General features: G+C 69.2%; 18 protein-coding genes. 11 read left to right on the forward strand and 7 right to left on the reverse strand.

What is annotated here, in order from left to right:
* Window positions 1–247 (reverse strand): helix-turn-helix domain-containing protein (locus BLP62_RS05630; protein WP_143004339.1); only part of this gene is annotated, 247 nt, incomplete at its 3' end.
* Between the two features lie 118 nt (window positions 248–365).
* Between BLP62_RS05630 and purH the strand changes: the two genes are divergently transcribed.
* Complete coding sequence (purH, locus tag BLP62_RS05635) at window positions 366–1856, forward strand: bifunctional phosphoribosylaminoimidazolecarboxamide formyltransferase/IMP cyclohydrolase (protein WP_176758151.1); 1491 nt, start codon at window positions 366–368, stop codon at window positions 1854–1856.
* Here the strand turns inward: purH and BLP62_RS05640 are convergent.
* The 4 genes from BLP62_RS05640 to BLP62_RS05655 form a co-directional block, all read right to left on the reverse strand.
* Window positions 1828–2880 (reverse strand): fatty acid desaturase, encoded by a 1053-nt coding sequence (locus tag BLP62_RS05640; protein WP_093006721.1) that lies wholly within the window; start codon window positions 2878–2880, stop codon window positions 1828–1830. The two genes, purH and BLP62_RS05640, sit on opposite strands and share 29 nt — an antisense overlap.
* Window positions 2881–2964: 84 nt before the next feature.
* Window positions 2965–3423, reverse strand: coding sequence for a D-aminoacyl-tRNA deacylase (gene dtd / locus BLP62_RS05645; protein WP_093006723.1), 459 nt, complete (start codon window positions 3421–3423; stop codon window positions 2965–2967).
* Window positions 3424–3425: 2 nt separating this feature from the next.
* Window positions 3426–4277: a DegV family protein gene (locus BLP62_RS05650; RefSeq protein WP_176758152.1), complete on the reverse strand. Its 852-nt coding sequence runs from the start codon at window positions 4275–4277 to the stop codon at window positions 3426–3428.
* A complete protein-coding gene (locus BLP62_RS05655; RefSeq protein WP_093006727.1) occupies window positions 4252–5094 on the reverse strand; it encodes a DegV family protein in 843 nt (280 codons plus the stop codon). The genes BLP62_RS05650 and BLP62_RS05655 overlap by 26 nt, the downstream gene beginning before the upstream one ends.
* A 98-nt stretch (window positions 5095–5192) precedes the next feature.
* Between BLP62_RS05655 and serA the strand changes: the two genes are divergently transcribed.
* The 7 genes from serA to BLP62_RS05690 all read left to right on the forward strand — a co-directional run bounded on the left by serA (window position 5193) and on the right by BLP62_RS05690 (window position 11836).
* Window positions 5193–6758 carry a phosphoglycerate dehydrogenase gene (gene serA, locus BLP62_RS05660; RefSeq protein ID WP_093006729.1) on the forward strand — a complete coding sequence of 522 codons (1566 nt, stop codon included), beginning with the start codon at window positions 5193–5195 and terminating at the stop codon, window positions 6756–6758.
* Window positions 6759–6851: 93 nt separating this feature from the next.
* Window positions 6852–7295, forward strand: coding sequence for a GbsR/MarR family transcriptional regulator (locus BLP62_RS05665; RefSeq protein ID WP_093006731.1), 444 nt, complete (start codon window positions 6852–6854; stop codon window positions 7293–7295).
* Entirely contained in the window at window positions 7292–8476 is a 1185-nt protein-coding gene (locus tag BLP62_RS05670) for an ABC transporter permease (protein WP_093006733.1), read from the forward strand. Before BLP62_RS05665 ends, BLP62_RS05670 begins: the two co-directional genes overlap by 4 nt.
* Window positions 8477–9169: an outer membrane lipoprotein-sorting protein gene (locus tag BLP62_RS05675; RefSeq protein ID WP_093006735.1), complete on the forward strand. Its 693-nt coding sequence runs from the start codon at window positions 8477–8479 to the stop codon at window positions 9167–9169.
* The gene (locus BLP62_RS05680) at window positions 9170–10366 is read left to right on the forward strand and encodes an ABC transporter permease (protein WP_093006737.1); all 1197 of its coding nucleotides are present in this window, start codon (window positions 9170–9172) and stop codon (window positions 10364–10366) included.
* A gap of 10 nt (window positions 10367–10376) precedes the next feature.
* Window positions 10377–11060: an ABC transporter ATP-binding protein gene (locus tag BLP62_RS05685; RefSeq protein ID WP_093006739.1), complete on the forward strand. Its 684-nt coding sequence runs from the start codon at window positions 10377–10379 to the stop codon at window positions 11058–11060.
* A complete protein-coding gene (locus BLP62_RS05690) occupies window positions 11057–11836 on the forward strand; it encodes a hypothetical protein (protein WP_093006741.1) in 780 nt (259 codons plus the stop codon). Before BLP62_RS05685 ends, BLP62_RS05690 begins: the two co-directional genes overlap by 4 nt.
* 27 nt (window positions 11837–11863) lie before the next feature.
* Here BLP62_RS05690 and BLP62_RS05695 read toward each other — a convergent pair whose 3' ends face one another.
* Window positions 11864–12289, reverse strand: a complete 426-nt coding sequence (locus tag BLP62_RS05695; RefSeq protein ID WP_093006743.1) for a hypothetical protein — start codon at window positions 12287–12289, stop codon at window positions 11864–11866.
* 22 nt (window positions 12290–12311) lie between these two features.
* Complete coding sequence (locus BLP62_RS05700) at window positions 12312–13685, reverse strand: PucR family transcriptional regulator (RefSeq protein ID WP_093006745.1); 1374 nt, start codon at window positions 13683–13685, stop codon at window positions 12312–12314.
* 146 nt (window positions 13686–13831) lie between these two features.
* Here BLP62_RS05700 and hpaI point away from each other — a divergent pair, with 146 nt between their 5' ends.
* The 3 genes from hpaI to hpaE are packed head-to-tail and all read left to right on the forward strand — an operon-like array spanning window position 13832 to window position 17009.
* Window positions 13832–14728 (forward strand): 2,4-dihydroxyhept-2-ene-1,7-dioic acid aldolase, encoded by an 897-nt coding sequence (gene hpaI / locus BLP62_RS05705; protein ID WP_093006849.1) that lies wholly within the window; start codon window positions 13832–13834, stop codon window positions 14726–14728.
* The gene (locus BLP62_RS05710; protein ID WP_093006747.1) at window positions 14725–15465 is read left to right on the forward strand and encodes a fumarylacetoacetate hydrolase family protein; all 741 of its coding nucleotides are present in this window, start codon (window positions 14725–14727) and stop codon (window positions 15463–15465) included. Before hpaI ends, BLP62_RS05710 begins: the two co-directional genes overlap by 4 nt.
* Window positions 15462–17009: a 5-carboxymethyl-2-hydroxymuconate semialdehyde dehydrogenase gene (hpaE, locus tag BLP62_RS05715; protein WP_093006749.1), complete on the forward strand. Its 1548-nt coding sequence runs from the start codon at window positions 15462–15464 to the stop codon at window positions 17007–17009. The genes BLP62_RS05710 and hpaE overlap by 4 nt, the downstream gene beginning before the upstream one ends.
* Window positions 17010–17014 lie beyond the last annotated feature (5 nt).

Consider the following 17014-nt stretch of genomic DNA (forward strand, 5'->3'; position numbering starts at 1 on the left):
ACCGAGGCTTAAGACCGGCAAGGCCCTCTTCCTTGAGGCGTTTCCGCCAGCGGTAATAGGTGGCCCGGCTGATCCCCAAAAGCTCCTGGATCTCGGGCCAGCCCATCCGGTATTTCCTGAGCGCCTCCACCTGTTTGAGCTTCCGTAAGCGGTCCTGAACCGTGGGATCGCCGGCCCCGGCCTCTTGGAGTTCCCGGGCCTTCCGCGCTCCCCGCAAAACCTCTTTGCCAACCGTGGTAAGCTGCATCCGTGGGGACCCCCTCTCTTCTGGAGTGGTCCCCACATTTTTACTCGTCCAGTCTCACATGTGTCTGTCCGGGTTCAGCCTCCCCGGAAGGCCTTTCCAGGGGAGTACAATCCCTCTCATGTGGGCGCTCCTTTCCGTTTCGGACAAGCGGGGGCTTGTGGACTTCGCCAGGGGGCTCCTCGCCCTGGGCTTCCGCCTCCTCGCCACCGGGGGGACCTATAAGGCCCTTCGGGAAGCGGGGCTTCCCGTCACCTACATCTCCGAGTTCACGGGCTTCCCGGAGGTTCTGGAGGGAAGGGTCAAGACCCTCCACCCCAAGGTCCACGCCGCCCTCCTTGCCCGGCCCGACCAGGAGGAGGAGCTTAAGGCCTTGGGGTTGGAGCGCATCGGGGTCTTGGCGGTGAACCTCTACCCCTTCCGGGAGACGGTGGCCCGGGGGGCCTCTTTGGAGGAGGCCCTGGAGCAGATTGACATCGGGGGGCCCGCCATGCTCCGGGCGGCGGCCAAGAACCACCTGGCGGTGCTTCCCGTGTGCGACCCCGAGGACTACCCCCGGGTTCTGGAGGCGCTCAAGGCGGGGCCCTCCCCGGAGTTCCGCCGGGCGCTCGCCCGCAAGGCCTTCGCCCACACCGCGGCCTACGATGCCGCCATCGCCGAGTGGCTTTCTGGGGAGAAGTTCCCCGAGGAGAAGTTTTTGGTCCTCAAGCGGGAGGCCTCCTTGCGCTACGGGGAAAACCCCCACCAGGAGGCGGCGCTTTACCGGGTGGCGGGGGAGGAGGGGCCTCTCCTCGAGGCCCAGGTGCTTCAGGGCAAGGCCATGAGCTTCAACAACTACCTGGACGCGGAGGCCGCCTGGAACCTGGTCTCCGAGTTCCAGGGGCCCGCCTGCGTGGCCGTGAAGCACCAGAACCCCTGCGGGGTGGCCCTGGGGGAAACCCCTCTGGAGGCCTACCGCAAGGCCCACGCGGCCGACCCCGTCTCCATCTTCGGGGGGATTGTGGCCCTCAACCGCCCCGTGGACGGGGCCACGGCCGAGGCCATGGCGGAGGTCTTCTTGGAGGTGGTCCTGGCCCCCTCCTTTAGCCCCGAGGCCCTGGCGGTCTTCGCTAAGAAGAAGAACCTTCGCCTCCTCCAGGTGCCCTTCCCCGGCCAGGGGGCCTACCTGGACCTGAGGCGGCTAAGGGGTGGGGTCCTCCTCCAGGACGCGGACACCGAGGACCCCGTGGCGCTTAAGGTGGTCACGCAAAGGGCCCCCACCCCAGAGGAGTGGCCCGACCTCCTCTTCGCCTGGAAGGTGGTGAAGCACGTCCGCTCCAACGCCATCGTGGTGGCCAAGGAGGGCCAGACCCTGGGCATCGGGGTGGGGCAGACGAACCGCCTGGCCGCCGCCCGGCACGCCCTCGAGGCCGCCGGGGAAAGGGCCAGGGGCGCCGTCTTGGCCTCGGACGCCTTCTTCCCCTTTGACGACGTGGTGCGCCTTGCCGCCTCCTACGGCGTCGCCGCCATCATCCAGCCCGGGGGAAGCGTGCGGGACGAGGATTCCATACGGGCGGCGGACGAGGCGGGGATGGCCATGGTGTTCACGGGCGTGCGCCACTTCCGCCACTAGCGAGCCTCTCCCTTTCCCGCAGGCGCCTTCGGGCCTCCTTAAAGCCCACCAGCTTGCGGCTCTCCTCGTCGTGGAGGTGAAGGTCGGCGAAGGCCATCTTGAGGGCGTCCTTCAGGGTCACGGTGGGGGCCACCTTCACCAGGTCCACCTCCTCCTGCACCTTGGGCAGGAGGTAGTTGGGGATCTTGGGGGCCAGGTGGTGGATGTGGTGGAAGCCGATGTTCCCGGTGAGCCACTGGAGGACCTTGGGGAGCTTCAGGTAGGTGCTCCCCTCCATGGCCGCCTTCAGGTGCTCCCAGCGGGGGTCGTGCTCCCAGTAGGCGTCCTCAAACTGGTGCTGCACGTAGAAGAGGAAGATGCCCACCATTCCGGCGAGGTACTGGATGGGGAGGTAGACCAAAAGGAGGGTCTTGAGGCCGAAGGCCAGGTAGAGGCCCACCCAGAGCAGGACCAAAAAGAGGTTGGTGAGGGCCACGGAGTTCCGCACCGAGGGCTTTTCCGAGCCGTAACCCAGGGGCAGGCGGTAGGAGAGCATGAAGACGTAGATGGGCCCCAGGAGGAACATGACGAAGGGGTTGCGGTAGAGGCGGTACTGCAGGCGTTGCCAAGGGGTGGCCTTGAGGTACTCCTCCAGGGTCATGGTGTAGATGTCCCCCACGCCCCGCTTGTCCAGGTTGCCGCTCGTGGCGTGGTGGCGGGCGTGGGAGAGCTGCCAGTGGTGGTAGGGGACCAGGGTCAGCACCCCGGCGAAGAAGCCCAGGGCATCGTTCATCCACTTCTTGGGGAAGAAGGAGCCGTGCCCGGCGTCGTGCTGGAGGATGAAAAGCCGCACCAGGAAGAGGGCGGCCAGGAGGTCCAGGGCCAGGGTGAGGAGCAAGGAGACCTCGAGGGCCTTGTGGGCCAGGTAGAAGAGGAGGAGGAGGGGCAGGAGGGTATCCGCCACCTGGCGGAGGCTTCGGGAGAGGTGGGGCTTGGTGTAGGGCTTGATGAGGGGGATCCAGTCTTTGGGTTCTACTTTTTTCATGCCTATCCCGCGCTTTTTAGGGCGCGCTTTAGCCTATGCCCTTTCCCCATGAGGCGGGTGAGAGCCCTCCCGGGGCCCAGGGGGTCACCGGGGTCTAAGCCGCTCCTCCGAGTCCAAGAGGAGGGTCACGGGGCCGTCGTTCACCAGGTGCACCCGCATGTGGGCCCCGTAGACCCCCGTTTCCACGTGCACCCCTTGTTGCAGGAAGGCCTCTATGGCCGCCTCGTAGAGCCTTTTTCCCTGGTCGGGGGGAGCGGCCTTGACGAAGGAGGGGCGGTTGCCCTTGCGGGTGTCGGCGTAGAGGGTGAACTGGCTCACCAGAAGCACCTCCCCTCCCACGTCCTTGAGGGAGAGGTTCATCTTCCCCGCCTCGTCGGGGAAGACCCGCAGGGCCACGATTTTGCGGGCCAGGTAGAGGGCGTCCTCGAGGGTGTCCTTCTGCCCCACCCCGAGGAGGACCAGAAGGCCCAGCCCGATCCTCCCCACCACCTCCCCCTCCACCTCCACGAAGGCCTCGGAGACCCGCTGCACCACCGCCCGCACGCCTACCTCCTGGGCCCGGCGAAGAGGGCCACGGTCCCGGGCCCCGCGTGCACGCTCACCGCCGCCCCCGCCTGGAGGGTGGCCAGGACCTCCACCCCCTCGGCCTGCACCAGGGCCTTTAGGGCCTCCACCCCTTCGGGGTTTCCCGCGTGGGCCAGGTGGACCAGGCCCCCTTCTGGGAACTCTTGTCGGAAAAGCTCGGCCACCTTGCGCAGGCCCTCCCCGAAGCCCCGCACCTTGCGCCCGGCCTCCACCCGGCCTTCCCGAAAGGTGAGGATGGGCAGGATCCGGAGGAGCCCCCCCACGAAGTGGGCCAGGCCCCCGATGCGCCCCGAGCGGTGGAGGTAGGTGAGGGTCTGGGGGAGGACGTACCCCCTGACCCTCTGGCGGTAGGGGGCGAGGGCCTCCTCCAGCCGCTCCCAGGCCACCCCAAAGCGCAAAAGCCGCCGGGCCTCCTCCAGGACCAGCCAGAGCCCCCCGTTCAAGGACCAGGAGTCCAGCACCTTCACCCGGGAACCGAAGGCCCGGGCCACCCCTTGGGCCGTGGCCACGGTCCCGGAAAGCTTCCCGGAGACGTGCACGGAGACCACCCGGTCGTGGGTGGCGAGGAGCCTTTCGTAGGTTTCCCGTAGGTCCTCCGGGGCCACCTGGCTGGTGGTGAGCCTTTCCCCCTTCGCCAGGAGGGCCAGCACCTCCTCCGGGGAGATGTCCAGGAGGTCGCGGAAGCTCCTTCCCCCGTGGACCACCTGCTGGGGCACCAGGTGGATGCCGTGGGCCAGGGCCTCCTCCGGGGAAAGCCCCAGGGTGGAGTCGGCCACGAAGGCCACGCTAGAGGCTGTAGGCGTAGAAGCCATAGGTTCCCGGTCCCGTGTGGCTCGCGATCACCGCCCCGAGCTCGCTCACCAGGGCCTCTTCCACGGGAAGCCCGGAGGCGAGGACCATCTCCTTGAGCTCCTTCACGGCCCCTTCCTCGGCGCTGTAGAGGAAGAAGGCCCGGATTTTTCCCCGCCCCTTTCCCCAGGCGCGGAAGTCCTCGAGGATCGCCTCCCGGGCCTTCCTCTCCCCCCGGGCCCGGCCCGCGGTTTCCACCCGGCCGTCCTTGAGGGTGAGGATGGGCTTGATGTTGAGGAGGGTGCCCAGGAGGGCCTGGGCCCCGCCGATGCGCCCTCCCCGCCTGAGGAACTCCAGGGTGGCCACGGTGAAGCGGACGAAGTGGTCCTGCCGGATCCGCTCAAGCTCCGCCACCACGCCCTGGAGGTCCTGGCCCTGGTCCAGAAGCTCCTTGGCCCTGAGGACCATCATGCCGAGGCCCAAGGAGGCCGCCCGGCTGTCAAAGAGGGTGATCCTGCCGGGGAAGCGGCTTGCGGCCAGCTCCGCCGACTGCAGGGTGCCGGAAAGCCGGCTGGAGATGTGGAGGGAGAGGACGTGGTCCGCTTCCCCCAGGGCCTCCTCGTAGACCCGGGCGAAGTCCTCGGGGGAGGGCTGGCTGGTGCTGGGGAAGGCCTCCCCGGAGCGCACCCTTTGGAAGATCTCCTCGGGGGTGATCTCCTCCCAGTCCCGATACACCCGGCCCCCCAGGTTCACGTAAAGGGGGACCACCCGGACCCCCAGTTCCCTCTGAAGGGGCTTGGGCAGGTCGGCGGTGGAGTCGGTTACCAAGGCTACCTTCATAGGCCTCCTTTTGCTCTGGGCCAGGATACCACAAGGCCCCGTGTAGTGTACCGGAACCCTTGCCCAAGGGCCTTTTCCCGTGCTAGGGTCAAGGGTATATGTGGCGGGTGCTGGTTTCCGACGACATGCGGCTTGGGGACGTGAGGTACCCGGGGGTCGTCCTGGACTACCGCCCGGGGATCGGGCGGGAGGAGCTTTTGGAGGTCATCCCAGCTTACGATGCCCTCATCACCCGAAGCCGCACCCAGGTGGACGCCGAGCTCCTGAGGCGGGGGAAGCGCCTCAAGGTGGTGGGCCGGGGCGGGGTGGGGGTGGACAACGTGGACCTCGAGGCGGCAAGCCGCCTCGGGATCCTGGTGGTGAACGTCCCCGAGGCCAACACCCGTTCCGCCGCCGAGCTCGCCTTCGGCCTCCTCCTCGCCGCCGCCCGGGGCATCGCCCTTTCCGACCGGAAGATCCGAAGCGGGGAGTGGGACCGGAAGTTTTTGGGTCTGGAGCTCAAGGGGAAGACCCTGGGCATCGTGGGCCTAGGCCGCATCGGCAGCCAAGTGGCCCGCTTCGCCAAGGGCTTTGAGATGCGGGTCTTGGCCTACGACCCCTACATCCCCAAGACCCGGGCGGAAAGCCTCGGGGTGGAGCTTCTGGAGCACCTGGAGGACCTCCTTCGGCAGAGCCACTTCCTCACGGTCCACACCCCCCTCACGGAGGAGACCCGGGGGATGATCGGCCGGAGGGAGCTTTACCTCCTGCCCCGGGGGGCGGTGGTGGTGAACGCGGCCCGGGGCGGGATCATTGACGAGAAGGCCCTCCTCGAGGTCCTGGAGGAGGGCCACCTCTTCGCCGCGGGCCTGGACGTCTTCGCCGAGGAGCCCCCGCCCAAGGACCACCCCCTCGTCCACCACCCCAGGGTGGTCCACACCGCCCACCTGGGGGCGAACACCCTCGAGGCCCAGGAAAGGGTGGGGGAGGCCATCTTGGAGAGGGTGGTGCGCACCCTGGAGGGGGACCTCTCCTACGCCCTGAACACCGGGTTTGACCCCGAGGCCCTGGAGGCCCTCCGGGGCTTCCTCCCCCTGGGGGAGGCCTTGGGCAAGCTCCTCGCCCAGATCACCCGGGGCCGCCCCCAGGCCCTGGAGGTGCGCTTCCTGGGCCGGTTTGAAAAGGACCCCGAGCCCGTGGCCAGCGCCGTGGCCAAAGGGCTTCTCTCCAGGGTCCTGGGGGAGGGGGCGGTGAACCTGGTCTCGGCGAGGCCCCTCCTCAAGGACCGGGGCATCGCCCTCACCACCTTGCGCTCCGAGGAGGCGGGGGAGTACACGAGGCTTCTGGAGGCGAGGCTCACCACGGACCAGGAGGAGCGCCGGGCCCGGGGAGTGGTGATCGGGGGGAAGCCCCGCCTGGTGGGCATTGACGGCTACGCCCTGGAGGTGGTGCCCGAGGGGTACATGCTGGTCTGCGTCAACTACGACCGCCCCGGGGTGGTGGGCCAGGTGGGGACCCTCCTGGGGGAGGCCGGGGTGAACATCGCCGGGATGCAGCTCGGGCGGGACGTGCCCGGCGGCCGGGCCCTTTTCGTGCTCACCGTGGACCAGAAGCCCTCCCCCGAGGTCCTGGAGGCCCTGAGGGCCCTTCCCGTGCTGGAGCGGGTGGACGTGGCGGAGCTTTAGCCCCCTCCGGGCCTACCTTCCTTTGCGGGAGGGGGGCTTGGGTTTTTGGAGTTCACGCTTGACCAAACTTTCCGAACCCCGTAGGCTAAGGCCATGCGTCCCGCCCTCGAGGCCTGGGTAGAGGAAACCGCCCTCCTCTTTGAGGGCGCGGGGCTTCCCCGCATGGCGGGCCGGGTGCTGGCCTGGCTCCTGGTGGCCCACCCCCCTGAGCAGACCGCCAGGGAGATCGGGGAGGCCTTGGGGGTAAGCAAGGGAGCCCTAAGCCCCGCCTTGCACCTCCTGGTGCGCCTGGGCTTGGCGGAGCGCCTACGCCGCCCCGGGGAGCGGGCGGACCGCTACGCGGTGCGCCCTGGGGCGTGGCGGCGCCTCCTTTTGCAGAAGGTGCAGGCCTTGGGCCTCTTTCGGGAGCAGGCGGAAAGGGGCCTGGCCCTCGTGGGAGAGGGGAGGGGGGAGCGGCTTCGGGCCATGCGGGACCTCTACGCCTTCTTTGAGGAGGAGCTTCCCAAGCTCCTGGAGCGCTTTCGGGAGGAAGGATGACCCTGCTTCGCCTCGCCTGGCGCAACGTGCTCCGCCACAGGCGGCGCGCCCTCCTCCTTTCCCTGGTGGTGGGCTACGTCACCTTAGCGGTGCTTTTCATGCTGGGCTTTCTGGACGGGTACGGGGAAAGCCTGGTGGAAAGCTACGCCCGGTACGTGGAGGCCCCCGTGGTGGTGGCCCCGAAGGCCTGGTGGCAGGACCCCGACCCGCAAAGCGGCTTTAAGGCGCCCTTCCGGGTGGACCACCCCGGGGTCCTGGCCCAGACCCCCAGGCTCGCCCTCCCCGTCCTCCTCCGCTCCCCCTACAAGGCCCATGGGGCAGAGGCGCTGGGGGTGGACCCGGGGGGCGAGCGGGCCCTTTCCCGGGTGCCCTCCAAGGTGGCCGAGGGGCGTTTTCTTGCGGGGCCGGGGGAGGTGGTCCTGGGGTACCGCCTGGCGGAGAGGCTGGACGTGCGTTTGGGCGAGCGGCTGGTGGTGGAGACGGGCCGGAAGGCCTTGGGCCTTCGGGTGGTGGGGATCCTCAGGGCCGGGGTTTCCAACGTGGACTTCGCCGGGGTCTACCTCCACCTGGAAGACGCCCGGAGCCTCACCGGGGTCTGGGCCACCCACCTGGCCCTCGAGGCCCCGAGGGGGCAGGAGGAGGCCCTGGCCCAGGAGCTCAACCGGCGCCTGCCCCCGGGCCTCGAGGCCCGGGGGATCTGGTCCCTCATGGGGCCCATCCGCGCGGACTACGAGGCGAGCCGCCTCTTCTACCTTCCCCTCCTGGGCCTCTTCCTCTTCCTGGCGGCCATCGCCGTGGCCAGCACCGCCTACGTGAGCGTCCGGGAGCGGCTCAGGGAGTTCGCCGTGGCCGAAAGCCTGGGCCTCGCCCCTTGGCGGCTCGCCGGCCAGGTGGCCCTGGAGGCCGCCTTGGCCAGCGGCCTTGGCCTCGCCGCGGGCCTCCTTGGGGGCTACGCCCTTTTGTGGTACACCGCCACCCACGACGTCTTCGGCCCCCTGATGCGCCTCTCGGCGGAGCTTCTGCCCGAGGCGGGCCTGGCGGAGCACCTTTACACCGCCGTCCGTCCCGGCTACGCCCTGGTGGCCGCTTTGGTGGTGGGGCTTTCCGCCCTCCTCGCCCTCCTCTTCCCCGGGCGGCTTTTGCTCCGGATGGAGGTTTCCGCTTACCTCAAGGAGGTGTGAATGGCGAGGCTCTTGGCGGCGTTGCTCTTCTTGGCTTGGGCCTGGGGGCAAAGCCCCCTGGAGAAGCTGAAAGCGGCCCTGGACCACCTGAGGGGCCCGGCCCACCGGGCGGTCTACGTCCTGAAGGTGGAGCGGCCTGGCTTTAGCAAAACCTACCGCCTCCAGGTCTTCACCGACGGGGAAAGGGCCCACGTGCGGGTGCTGGAGCCCAAGAGCGAGGCGGGGCAGGCCTACTTGTCCTTGGGCCAGGACCTGTACCTCTTTGACCCCCGCTTGGGCCGCACCCTGCGCCTGCCTCCCACGGGGCGGTCGGAGCGGTTTCTGGGCTCCGACCTCACCTACCAGGACCTCATGGGCCGGGACCTGGAGGCCCTCTTTGAGGTAGCGGAGGAGGGCGGGGTGCTGCGCCTTTTCCCCAAGCCCGGGGCCCCCACGCCCTACGGCAAGGTGGAGGTGTACCTGCGGGAGGGGTTGGTGGAGCGGGTGGTCTACTACGATCAGCGGGGGGAGGCGGTCCGGGAGCTTCTCCTTAGGGCCTACCAGCGCCTGGACGGGGCCCATTTGCCTCGGGAGATGGAGCTTAAGGACCTCCTCCGCCCGGGCTACCGCACCTTGGTCCAGGTCCTCGAGGCCCAGGTGGGCCCGGTGCCCGAGCGGTGCTTCCAGCCCCTTTACCTGGAAAGGGGGTGCTAGGTGCTGCGCCTGGCCTGGCGCAACCTCCTGCGCACCCCCGGGCGGAGCCTGACCACGGGGGGCGTGGTGGCCCTGGTGGTCTTCCTTTCCATCCTCTTCCTCTCCGTGTACGGGGGGGCGATGGACGCCTTCTTCCGCCTCCTCCTGGAGCGCACCGGGCACCTGGTGGTGCGGGTTGCGGGCTACCGGGACCTCGAGGACCTGGACCGCCTGGCCTTCGTTCCCCCCGCTTTGGACCTCCCCCCGGGGGCCCAGGTGGAAGGGGTGCTGGAGGGCGTCGCCTTGGTCATCGCCGGGGATCGGAGCCGCCCCGCCTCCCTCACCGGCCTCACGGAGCCGGGCTTTCTTAGGCAGAAGCGCCTCCTCAAGGCGGGCCGGCTTCCTCAAGGTCCTGGGGAGGCCCTTTTGGGGGAGGCCCTGGCCCGGGCGTTGCGGGTGGGCCTGGGGGAGGAGGTGGTGGTCTACGCCCCCGGGGGGCTTGGCCTGGGGATCGTGGCCCTCCGGGTGGTGGGGTTGCTGGACCTCCCCGAGACCTCCTTGGAGGCCCGCACCCTTCTCCTGCCCCTGGCCGACGCCCAGGCCCTCCTGGCCCCGGGGCGGGTGACCCGGCTGGAGGTGCGGCTTCCCGAGGTGGGGCTTTACCAGCTCGCCCCCCTGGAGGCGCTCAAGGCCAGGCTCGCGGCCGGTCTTCCCGGCCTCTCCGTGGAGACCTGGCTGGAGGCCAACCCCACCTACGCCGCCATCCTCCCCCTTTACGACGTGGTGATGGCGGTCTACCTGGGGTTTTTCTTTGTCCTGGCGGGCCTCATCCTCCTCAACGCCCTGTACCTCTCCCTGGTGGAGCGGGTCCGGGAGTTCGGGCTCATGGCCGCCCTTGGCCTTAGCGGCTCCCAGGTCATGGCCCTCGTCTTCTGGGAAAGCCTCCTTTTGGTGGGAGGGGCGGCCCTGGTGGGGCTTGGGCTCGGCCTTCTTCTCTACCTGGAGCTCAAGGAGGGCTTCCGGCTTCCCTTTCCCCAGTGGATCCTGGAGCAGTACCGGGAGTTCGGTTTGCCCGAGGTGCTCTACGGCCGCCTTGGGGTGAAGGAGGTTCTCCTCACCCTGGGCTACAGCGTGGGGGTGGCCTTGGGGGCGGCCTTGTGGCCCGCCTGGCTCGCCCGGAGGCTGGAGCCCGTGGAGGCCATGCGCTACGTGCCCTAAAGGAGGAAGTATGCCCATCCTAGAGGCCAAAGGCGTGCGCAAGGTGTACCGGGGGGACGGGGTGGAGACCGAGGCCCTGAGGGGGGTGGACCTGAAGGTGGAGGCCGGGGAGTTCACCGCCTTGGTGGGGCCTTCGGGAAGCGGCAAGAGCACGCTCCTCCACCTTCTCGCCGGGCTGGACGTGCCCACGGAAGGGGAGGTTTTCCTGGACGGGGTGCGGGTGGACCGGCTTTCCCGGGCCGCCCGGGCCCGGCTCCGGCTGGAGAAGGTGGGGCTCGTCTTCCAGGCCTACAACCTCCTCCCGGTCCTCACCGCCTTGGAAAACGCCGCCTTCGTCCTGGAGGCCCGGGGGGTGGAGAGGCGGGTGCGGGAGGCCAAGGCCCTGGAGGCCTTGGCGGCCCTGGGCCTGAAGGACAAGGCCCACCGCTACCCCCGGCAGCTTTCCGGGGGGGAGCAGCAAAGGGTGGCGGTGGCCCGGGCCCTGGCCGCCGAGCCCCTCATCGTCTTGGCCGACGAGCCCACGGCCAACCTGGACTCCCGCACGGGCCTGGCCCTGGTGGAGCGGATGAAGGCCCTGAACGAGGAGCGGGGGGTGACCTTCCTCTTTTCCACCCACGACCCCCGCCTTCTGGCCCACGTGCGGCGGGTGGTCCGCCTGGAGGACGGGCGGGTCGTGGGGGAGGAGAGGGCTTGATCCGGAGGGCCTTGGGCTTCCTCTTGGGGTTTTCCTTGGCCCTGGCCCAGGGTCTGGAGCTTGGGGTCTGGGGTGGGGAGGGGAGGGCCGCCTTTTACCTGCGCCTGGCCGGGCTTTCCTCCTGGGAGGGGGGGCGGGTGGCCTTCTCCTTGGTCCCCTACCTGGGGTTGCCCGGCGGGGAGGGTGGGGTCAGCTTGGAGCGCCTTTCCTTGACCCTCTGGGAAGGGCCCTGGGGGCTGGAGCTCGGCCGCTTCCCCCTCTCCCTCGGGCAGGGGCGGCTTTACCCCTACACCTGGAACAGGCCCTCCCCGGCCGGGGGAGAGGAAGGGGTGTGGGGCGGGGCCCTTTCCTGGTACGGGGAAGGGGTCGTGGCGCGGGCGGGCTGGGTGAGGGAGCGGGGAGGGTTCGCCGAGGTGCGGGGCCAGGGGGTGCGGGCTTACCTCTTCCGGGGCGGGGCGGGGGTGGCCGCGGAGGGGCGCCTGGGAGAGGCGCTTTTCTACGGGGAAGGGCGGTGGGAGGGAGGGTTTTCGGGGCTCCTTGGAGCCTCCTGGGCGGCGGGGGGCCTCCTCTTCACCCTAGAGGGGGTTTACCCCTGGGGGTTTGGCCTGGGGGTGGAGGGCGCCCTCGAGGCCCTGGGCTTCTCCGGAAGGGTCCTGTATAGGGAGGGGATGGGCTTTGGCCTGGCCTTCGGGCTTGGGGGAGAGGGGTGGCGGTTCCTTTGGGGGAGGATGGGAGGTGTGGGCTTCTGGGGGGCGGCTTTATGGGGAGAGCTTTAGCACAAGCGGGTGAAATCGTGAAATAAATCACTTGCTTTTCCCGAAGGCGTACACCAGCTCGTCCCCCTTGCGCACCACCAGGAGCAAGGCCGTCCTCCCGAGTCCGTCCTTGAGCACGTACTTGGTCCGGACCTCCCCGCCCACCACCTTCTCCTCCTGGCCCTCCAGGAAGTAGCCGGCGGCGGCCAAGTGGGTGAGGACCTGTTGCACGAAGGCGGCGTGGAGGCGGCTTGCGATTCCCTTGGCGGCGAAGGCCTCCAGGGCGTACCCCTTGGCCTCGGGGAAGCGGAGGAGGATGGGCTCGAGGCTCCTCGCCTTGTAGCTTCCCGCGGGGAGGCGCACGGCGGGGTCCAAGCTCGAGGCCAGGGCGGCCACGGCGGTGGCCTCCACCAGGGTCTGGGCCAAGGCGGCCCCAATACAAAGGACCAGGAGCAGGCTCAAGGGTTTTTTCATGCCCTCATTCTACGGGGGGCCCTTAGCCCAGGAGGAGCTCCCGCGCCCTCAGGGCCAGGTGGACCCGGGCCAAGGTCTCGGGCTGGGAGAGGGGGCCGAGGAGGGCCTCCATGCGCTTCAGGCGGTAGCGCAGGGTGTTGGGGTGGACGTTGAGGCGGGAGGCCGCCTCCTCCAGGGTGCGGGTCTGGAGGTAGGCCTCGAGGGTCTTCACCCACTTGGGGGGCAGGGGAAGGTACCGCTCCACCAGGGCCTTGAGGTCCTCGGGGGACTGCTGGAGGAGCACGAAGGCCACGGGGTCAAGGCCGGTGAAGGAGAGGGCCTCGCCGGGGCGGGCGGCCTTGAGGGCGATGAGGGCCTCCCGGTAGGCCTCCTGCACCCCGCCGCCGGCGTGCACCGCCGAGTAGCCCAGGCGGCTTCCCGGGGGTAGGGCCTCGAGGAGGGCCTCCGCTTCCCGCCTCGGGTTGTGCACCTGCCACATGGCGGCCACCCGGTTCCCCCGGGCCGTGAGGAGGTAGGGGACGCCGAGCCGGTCCAGGTAGGCCCCGGCCCGGCGGCGAAGCTCCAAGGTGGCCTCCCGCCGCTTCTCCTCCGCCAGGCGGTGGCGGCCGGGGACGGCCGGGGGCTCCACCAGGGCCAAGACCCACTCCACCCCCTCGGTGAAGCCGAAGGCGAAGAGGCGCTCGGGCTCGGCCTCCCCCAGGATGAGGCCTTCCAGAAGGGCCCCGCCCAAGGACTCCTCCTGCATCCTCTCCAGGCCCCGCTCCAGGGCCCTTAGGCGGAGGAGGTGGGAGGCCACCTGCAAAAGCCCGAAGGCCCGCCGGAGAAGGCCCTCCTCCCCGTAGGCCACCAAGACCCCTTCCCCCGCCTCCAGGGCCAGGTACCCCCGGCCATCCCCCGGCTCCTTGGGGTGCTGTGGGGGCACGGGGCCGGCGAAGGCCAGGACCTCCCCCCAGGAGGCCACCTGGGCCAGGGCCAGGCCCGTGGCCTGGTGGAGCACTTCCAGGAGGGGCCTTGGGGGAAGCTTCAGGAGGAGGTCCAAAAGCCCCGCCAGGGCGAGCCCGGGACCCAGGGCGAAGAGCCTCGAGGCCAAGGCGCTTTCCACCTCCTCCTTCCGCAGCCAAGGCGGGTAGAGGGCCAGGCCCATTCCTTCCCTTCGGCAGAAGGCCTCCACCTCCGGGTCGGGCCCGGGGAGGAGGAAGCCCGAGGCCGAGCGGTGGCGGAAGAGCCCCCCCTCCGGGCGGAAGAGGAGGAGGGCCCCCTCCTGGGAGAGGAGGGGCCTCGCCTCGGGGAGGAGGTAGAGGACGGGCCTCTCCGAGGGCACCAGGACCTTTAGGCCCAGGTCCCGGCAGAGGGCGGTGAAGCCCAGGGGGGTTTCTCCAAAAACTCCCGCGGCCATTGTGTATTTAAACAATACACTCCCCTCCTTTCCCCGGCAAGCGGGGCCTGCTTTGTTATAAAGTCCAAAAAATCCCGATGAGTTGTCTAAATCTCCAGTTGTCCCCCCTCCGCCCCCGGGGCATCCTGGAGGGCGAAAGGAGAAGCATGTTCCGCGGCTCCATACCGCCCCTACCCACACCCTTTCGGCGAGGCCGGTTGGACGAGGAGGCCCTAAGGCGCCTCGTGGAGCGGGCCGTCCAGGGGGGCTCCCACGGCGTGAGCGTGGGGGGCACCACGGGCGAGCCCGGCGCCCAGACCCTGGAGGAGAGGAAGCGGGCCATGGAGGTGGTTCTGGACCAGGTGGCGGGCCGCGTCCCCGTGATCCCGGGGACCGGGGCGCTTCGCCTGGAGGAGACCCTGGAGCTCACCCGCTTCGCCCAGGAGGCCGGGGCCCAGGGGGCCATGGTCATCGTCCCCTACTACGTCAAGCCCAACCAGGAGGGGCTTTACCGCTACTTCGCCGAGGTGGCGAGGGCCGTCCCCGACTTTCCCCTCCTCATCTACAACATCCCGGGAAGGGCCGGGGTGGAGATCGCCCCCAAGACCGTGGGGCGCTTGAGGCGGGACTTCCCCAACATCGTGGGCCTCAAACACTCCTCCAAGGACCTGGAGTACCTCTCCCACCTCTTTTTGGAGGCGGGGCGGGACTTTCTCGTCTTCTGCGGCCTGGAAAGCCTCACCCTCCCCATGATGAGCCTGGGGGCGGTGGGGACCATCGCCGCCACCGCCAACTGGCTCCCCAAGGAGGTGGCCCTCCTCTGCGAAAGGGCGTTGGCGGGGGACTACCAGGGGGCGCGGGAGATGCACTTCTACCTCCTCGAGGCCAACGAGGCCATCTTCTGGGACACGAACCCCATCCCCTTAAAGACCGTCCTCTCCTGGATGGGGCTACTGGAAAAGGAGTGGCGGCCCCCCTTGGGCTCCACCACCCCGGAGGTGGAGGAGAGGCTTAGGCGGATGGCCGAGCGCTACGGCCTCATCCCCCAGAAGGAGGTGGCGTGAAGCTCGCCCGGTTTCTCGCCAAGGGAAGGGTCCACCAGGGGGTCTACCGGGAAGGCCTCCTCCTGGACGAGGCGGGGGAGGCCCACAGGCCCGAGGACGTCACCTGGCTCCTCCCCTTCGCCCCGGGGAAGGTCCTGGGCGTGGCCTTGAACTACGCCGATCACGCCGAGGAGCTTGGCCTAGCGCGCCCCGAGGAGCCCGCCCTCTTCTGGAAGCCCAACTCCAGCCTCCTCCCCCACAAGGGGGTGGTCCTCTACCCCAAGGGGGCGAGGTTCGTCCACTACGAGGTGGAGCTCGCCGTGGTGGTGGGCCGCCCCATGAAGCGGGTGAGGGCCAAGGACGCCCTGGACTACGTCCTGGGCTACACCATCGCCAACGACCTCGTGGCCCGGGACTACGTGACCAACACCTTCCGCCCCCCCATCCGGGCCAAGGGGCGGGACACCTTCCTCCCCCTGGGGCCCTTCCTCGTGGTGGAGGAGGTGGAAGACCCCCAGGACCTTTGGCTTCGGGCCTACGTGAACGGGGAACTTAGGCAGGAGGGGCACACCTCGAGGATGCTCTACTCCGTGGCGGAGCTATTGGAGTTCATCTCCGAGTTCATGACCCTGGAGCCCTACGACGTCCTCCTCACCGGCACCCCCAAGGGGATCAGCCAGGTGCGGCCCGGGGACGTGATGCGTTTGGAGATTGAGGGCCTTGGGGCCCTGGAGAACCCCATAGAGGAGGAGCCATGAGGTACGCGGACCGGGTGGCCGGGATTTCCTGGGAGACGATTGAGGAGGTGCGCCGGCGCCTCAAGGAAAGGCCCGCCCTCCACTTCATCGCCGGGGAGTTCGTCCCCTCGGAAAGCGGGGAGACCTTTCCCTCCTTAGACCCCGCCACGAACGAGGTCCTGGGCGTGGCGGCAAGGGGCGGGGAGAGGGAGGTGGACCGGGCGGCCAAGGCGGCCCACGAGGCCTTCCGGAGGTGGAGCCGCACCAAGGCCAAGGAGAGGAAGCGCTACCTCTTAAGGATCGCCGAGCTCATAGAGAAGCACGCCGACGAGCTCGCCGTGATGGAGTGCCTGGACGCGGGGCAGGTCTTGAGGATCGTCCGGGCCCAGGTGGCCCGGGCGGCGGAGAACTTCGCCTTCTACGCCGAGTACGCCGAGCACGCCATGGAGGACCGGACCTTCCCCGTGGACCGGGACTGGCTCTACTACACCGTGCGGGTTCCCGCAGGCCCCGTGGGAATCATCACCCCTTGGAACGCCCCCCTGATGCTCTCCACCTGGCGCATCGCCCCCGCCCTCGCCTTCGGGAACACCGTGGTCCTGAAGCCCGCGGAGTGGAGCCCCTTCACCGCCACGAAGCTCGCGGAGATCCTAAGGGAGGCGGACCTTCCCCCGGGGGTCTTCAACCTGGTCCAGGGCTATGGCGAGGAGGCGGGGGCGGCCCTGGTGGCCCACCCCCTCGTCCCCCTCCTCACCCTCACCGGAGAGACGGAGACGGGGAAGATCGTCATGCGCAACGCCGCAGACCACCTCAAGCGCCTCTCCCCGGAGCTCGGCGGCAAAAGCCCCGCCCTGGTCTTCGCCGACGCCGATTTGGAGAGGGCCCTAGACGCCGTGGTCTTCCAGATCTTCTCCTTCAACGGGGAAAGGTGCACGGCAAGCTCCAGGCTCCTCGTGGAGGAGAAGATCTTTGAGGACTTTGTGGGGAAGGTGGCGGAAAGGGCCAGGGCCATCCGGGTGGGCCACCCCCTGGACTCCGAGACGGAGGTGGGGCCCCTGATCCACCCCGAGCACCTTCAAAGGGTCCTGGGCTACGTGGAAACGGGGAAGCGGGAAGGGGCGAGGCTCCTCGTGGGCGGGGAGCGGGCCAGGGTCTCCTTCCGGGGGGAGGACCTCTCCCGGGGGAACTACCTCCTCCCCACGGTCTTCGTGGGGGAGAACCACATGAAAATCGCCCAGGAGGAGATCTTCGGGCCCGTCCTCGTGGCCATCCCCTTCAAGGACGAGGAGGAGGCCTTGAGGAAGGCGAACGACACCAAGTACGGCCTCGCCGCCTACGTCTTCACCCGGGACCTGGAAAGGGCCCACCGGCTCGCCCTGGAGCTCGAGGCGGGGATGGTCTACCTGAATAGCCACAACGTCCGCCACCTGCCCACGCCCTTCGGCGGGGTGAAGGGAAGCGGGGACCGGAGGGAGGGGGGCACCTACGCCCTGGACTTCTACACCGACCTCAAGACCGTCGCCCTTCCCCTCCGCCCCCCGCACGTGCCGAGGTTCGGAAAGTAGGAGGT

The sequence above is a fragment of the Thermus arciformis genome, from assembly GCF_900102145.1.
Lineage (GTDB): Bacteria > Deinococcota > Deinococci > Deinococcales > Thermaceae > Thermus > Thermus arciformis.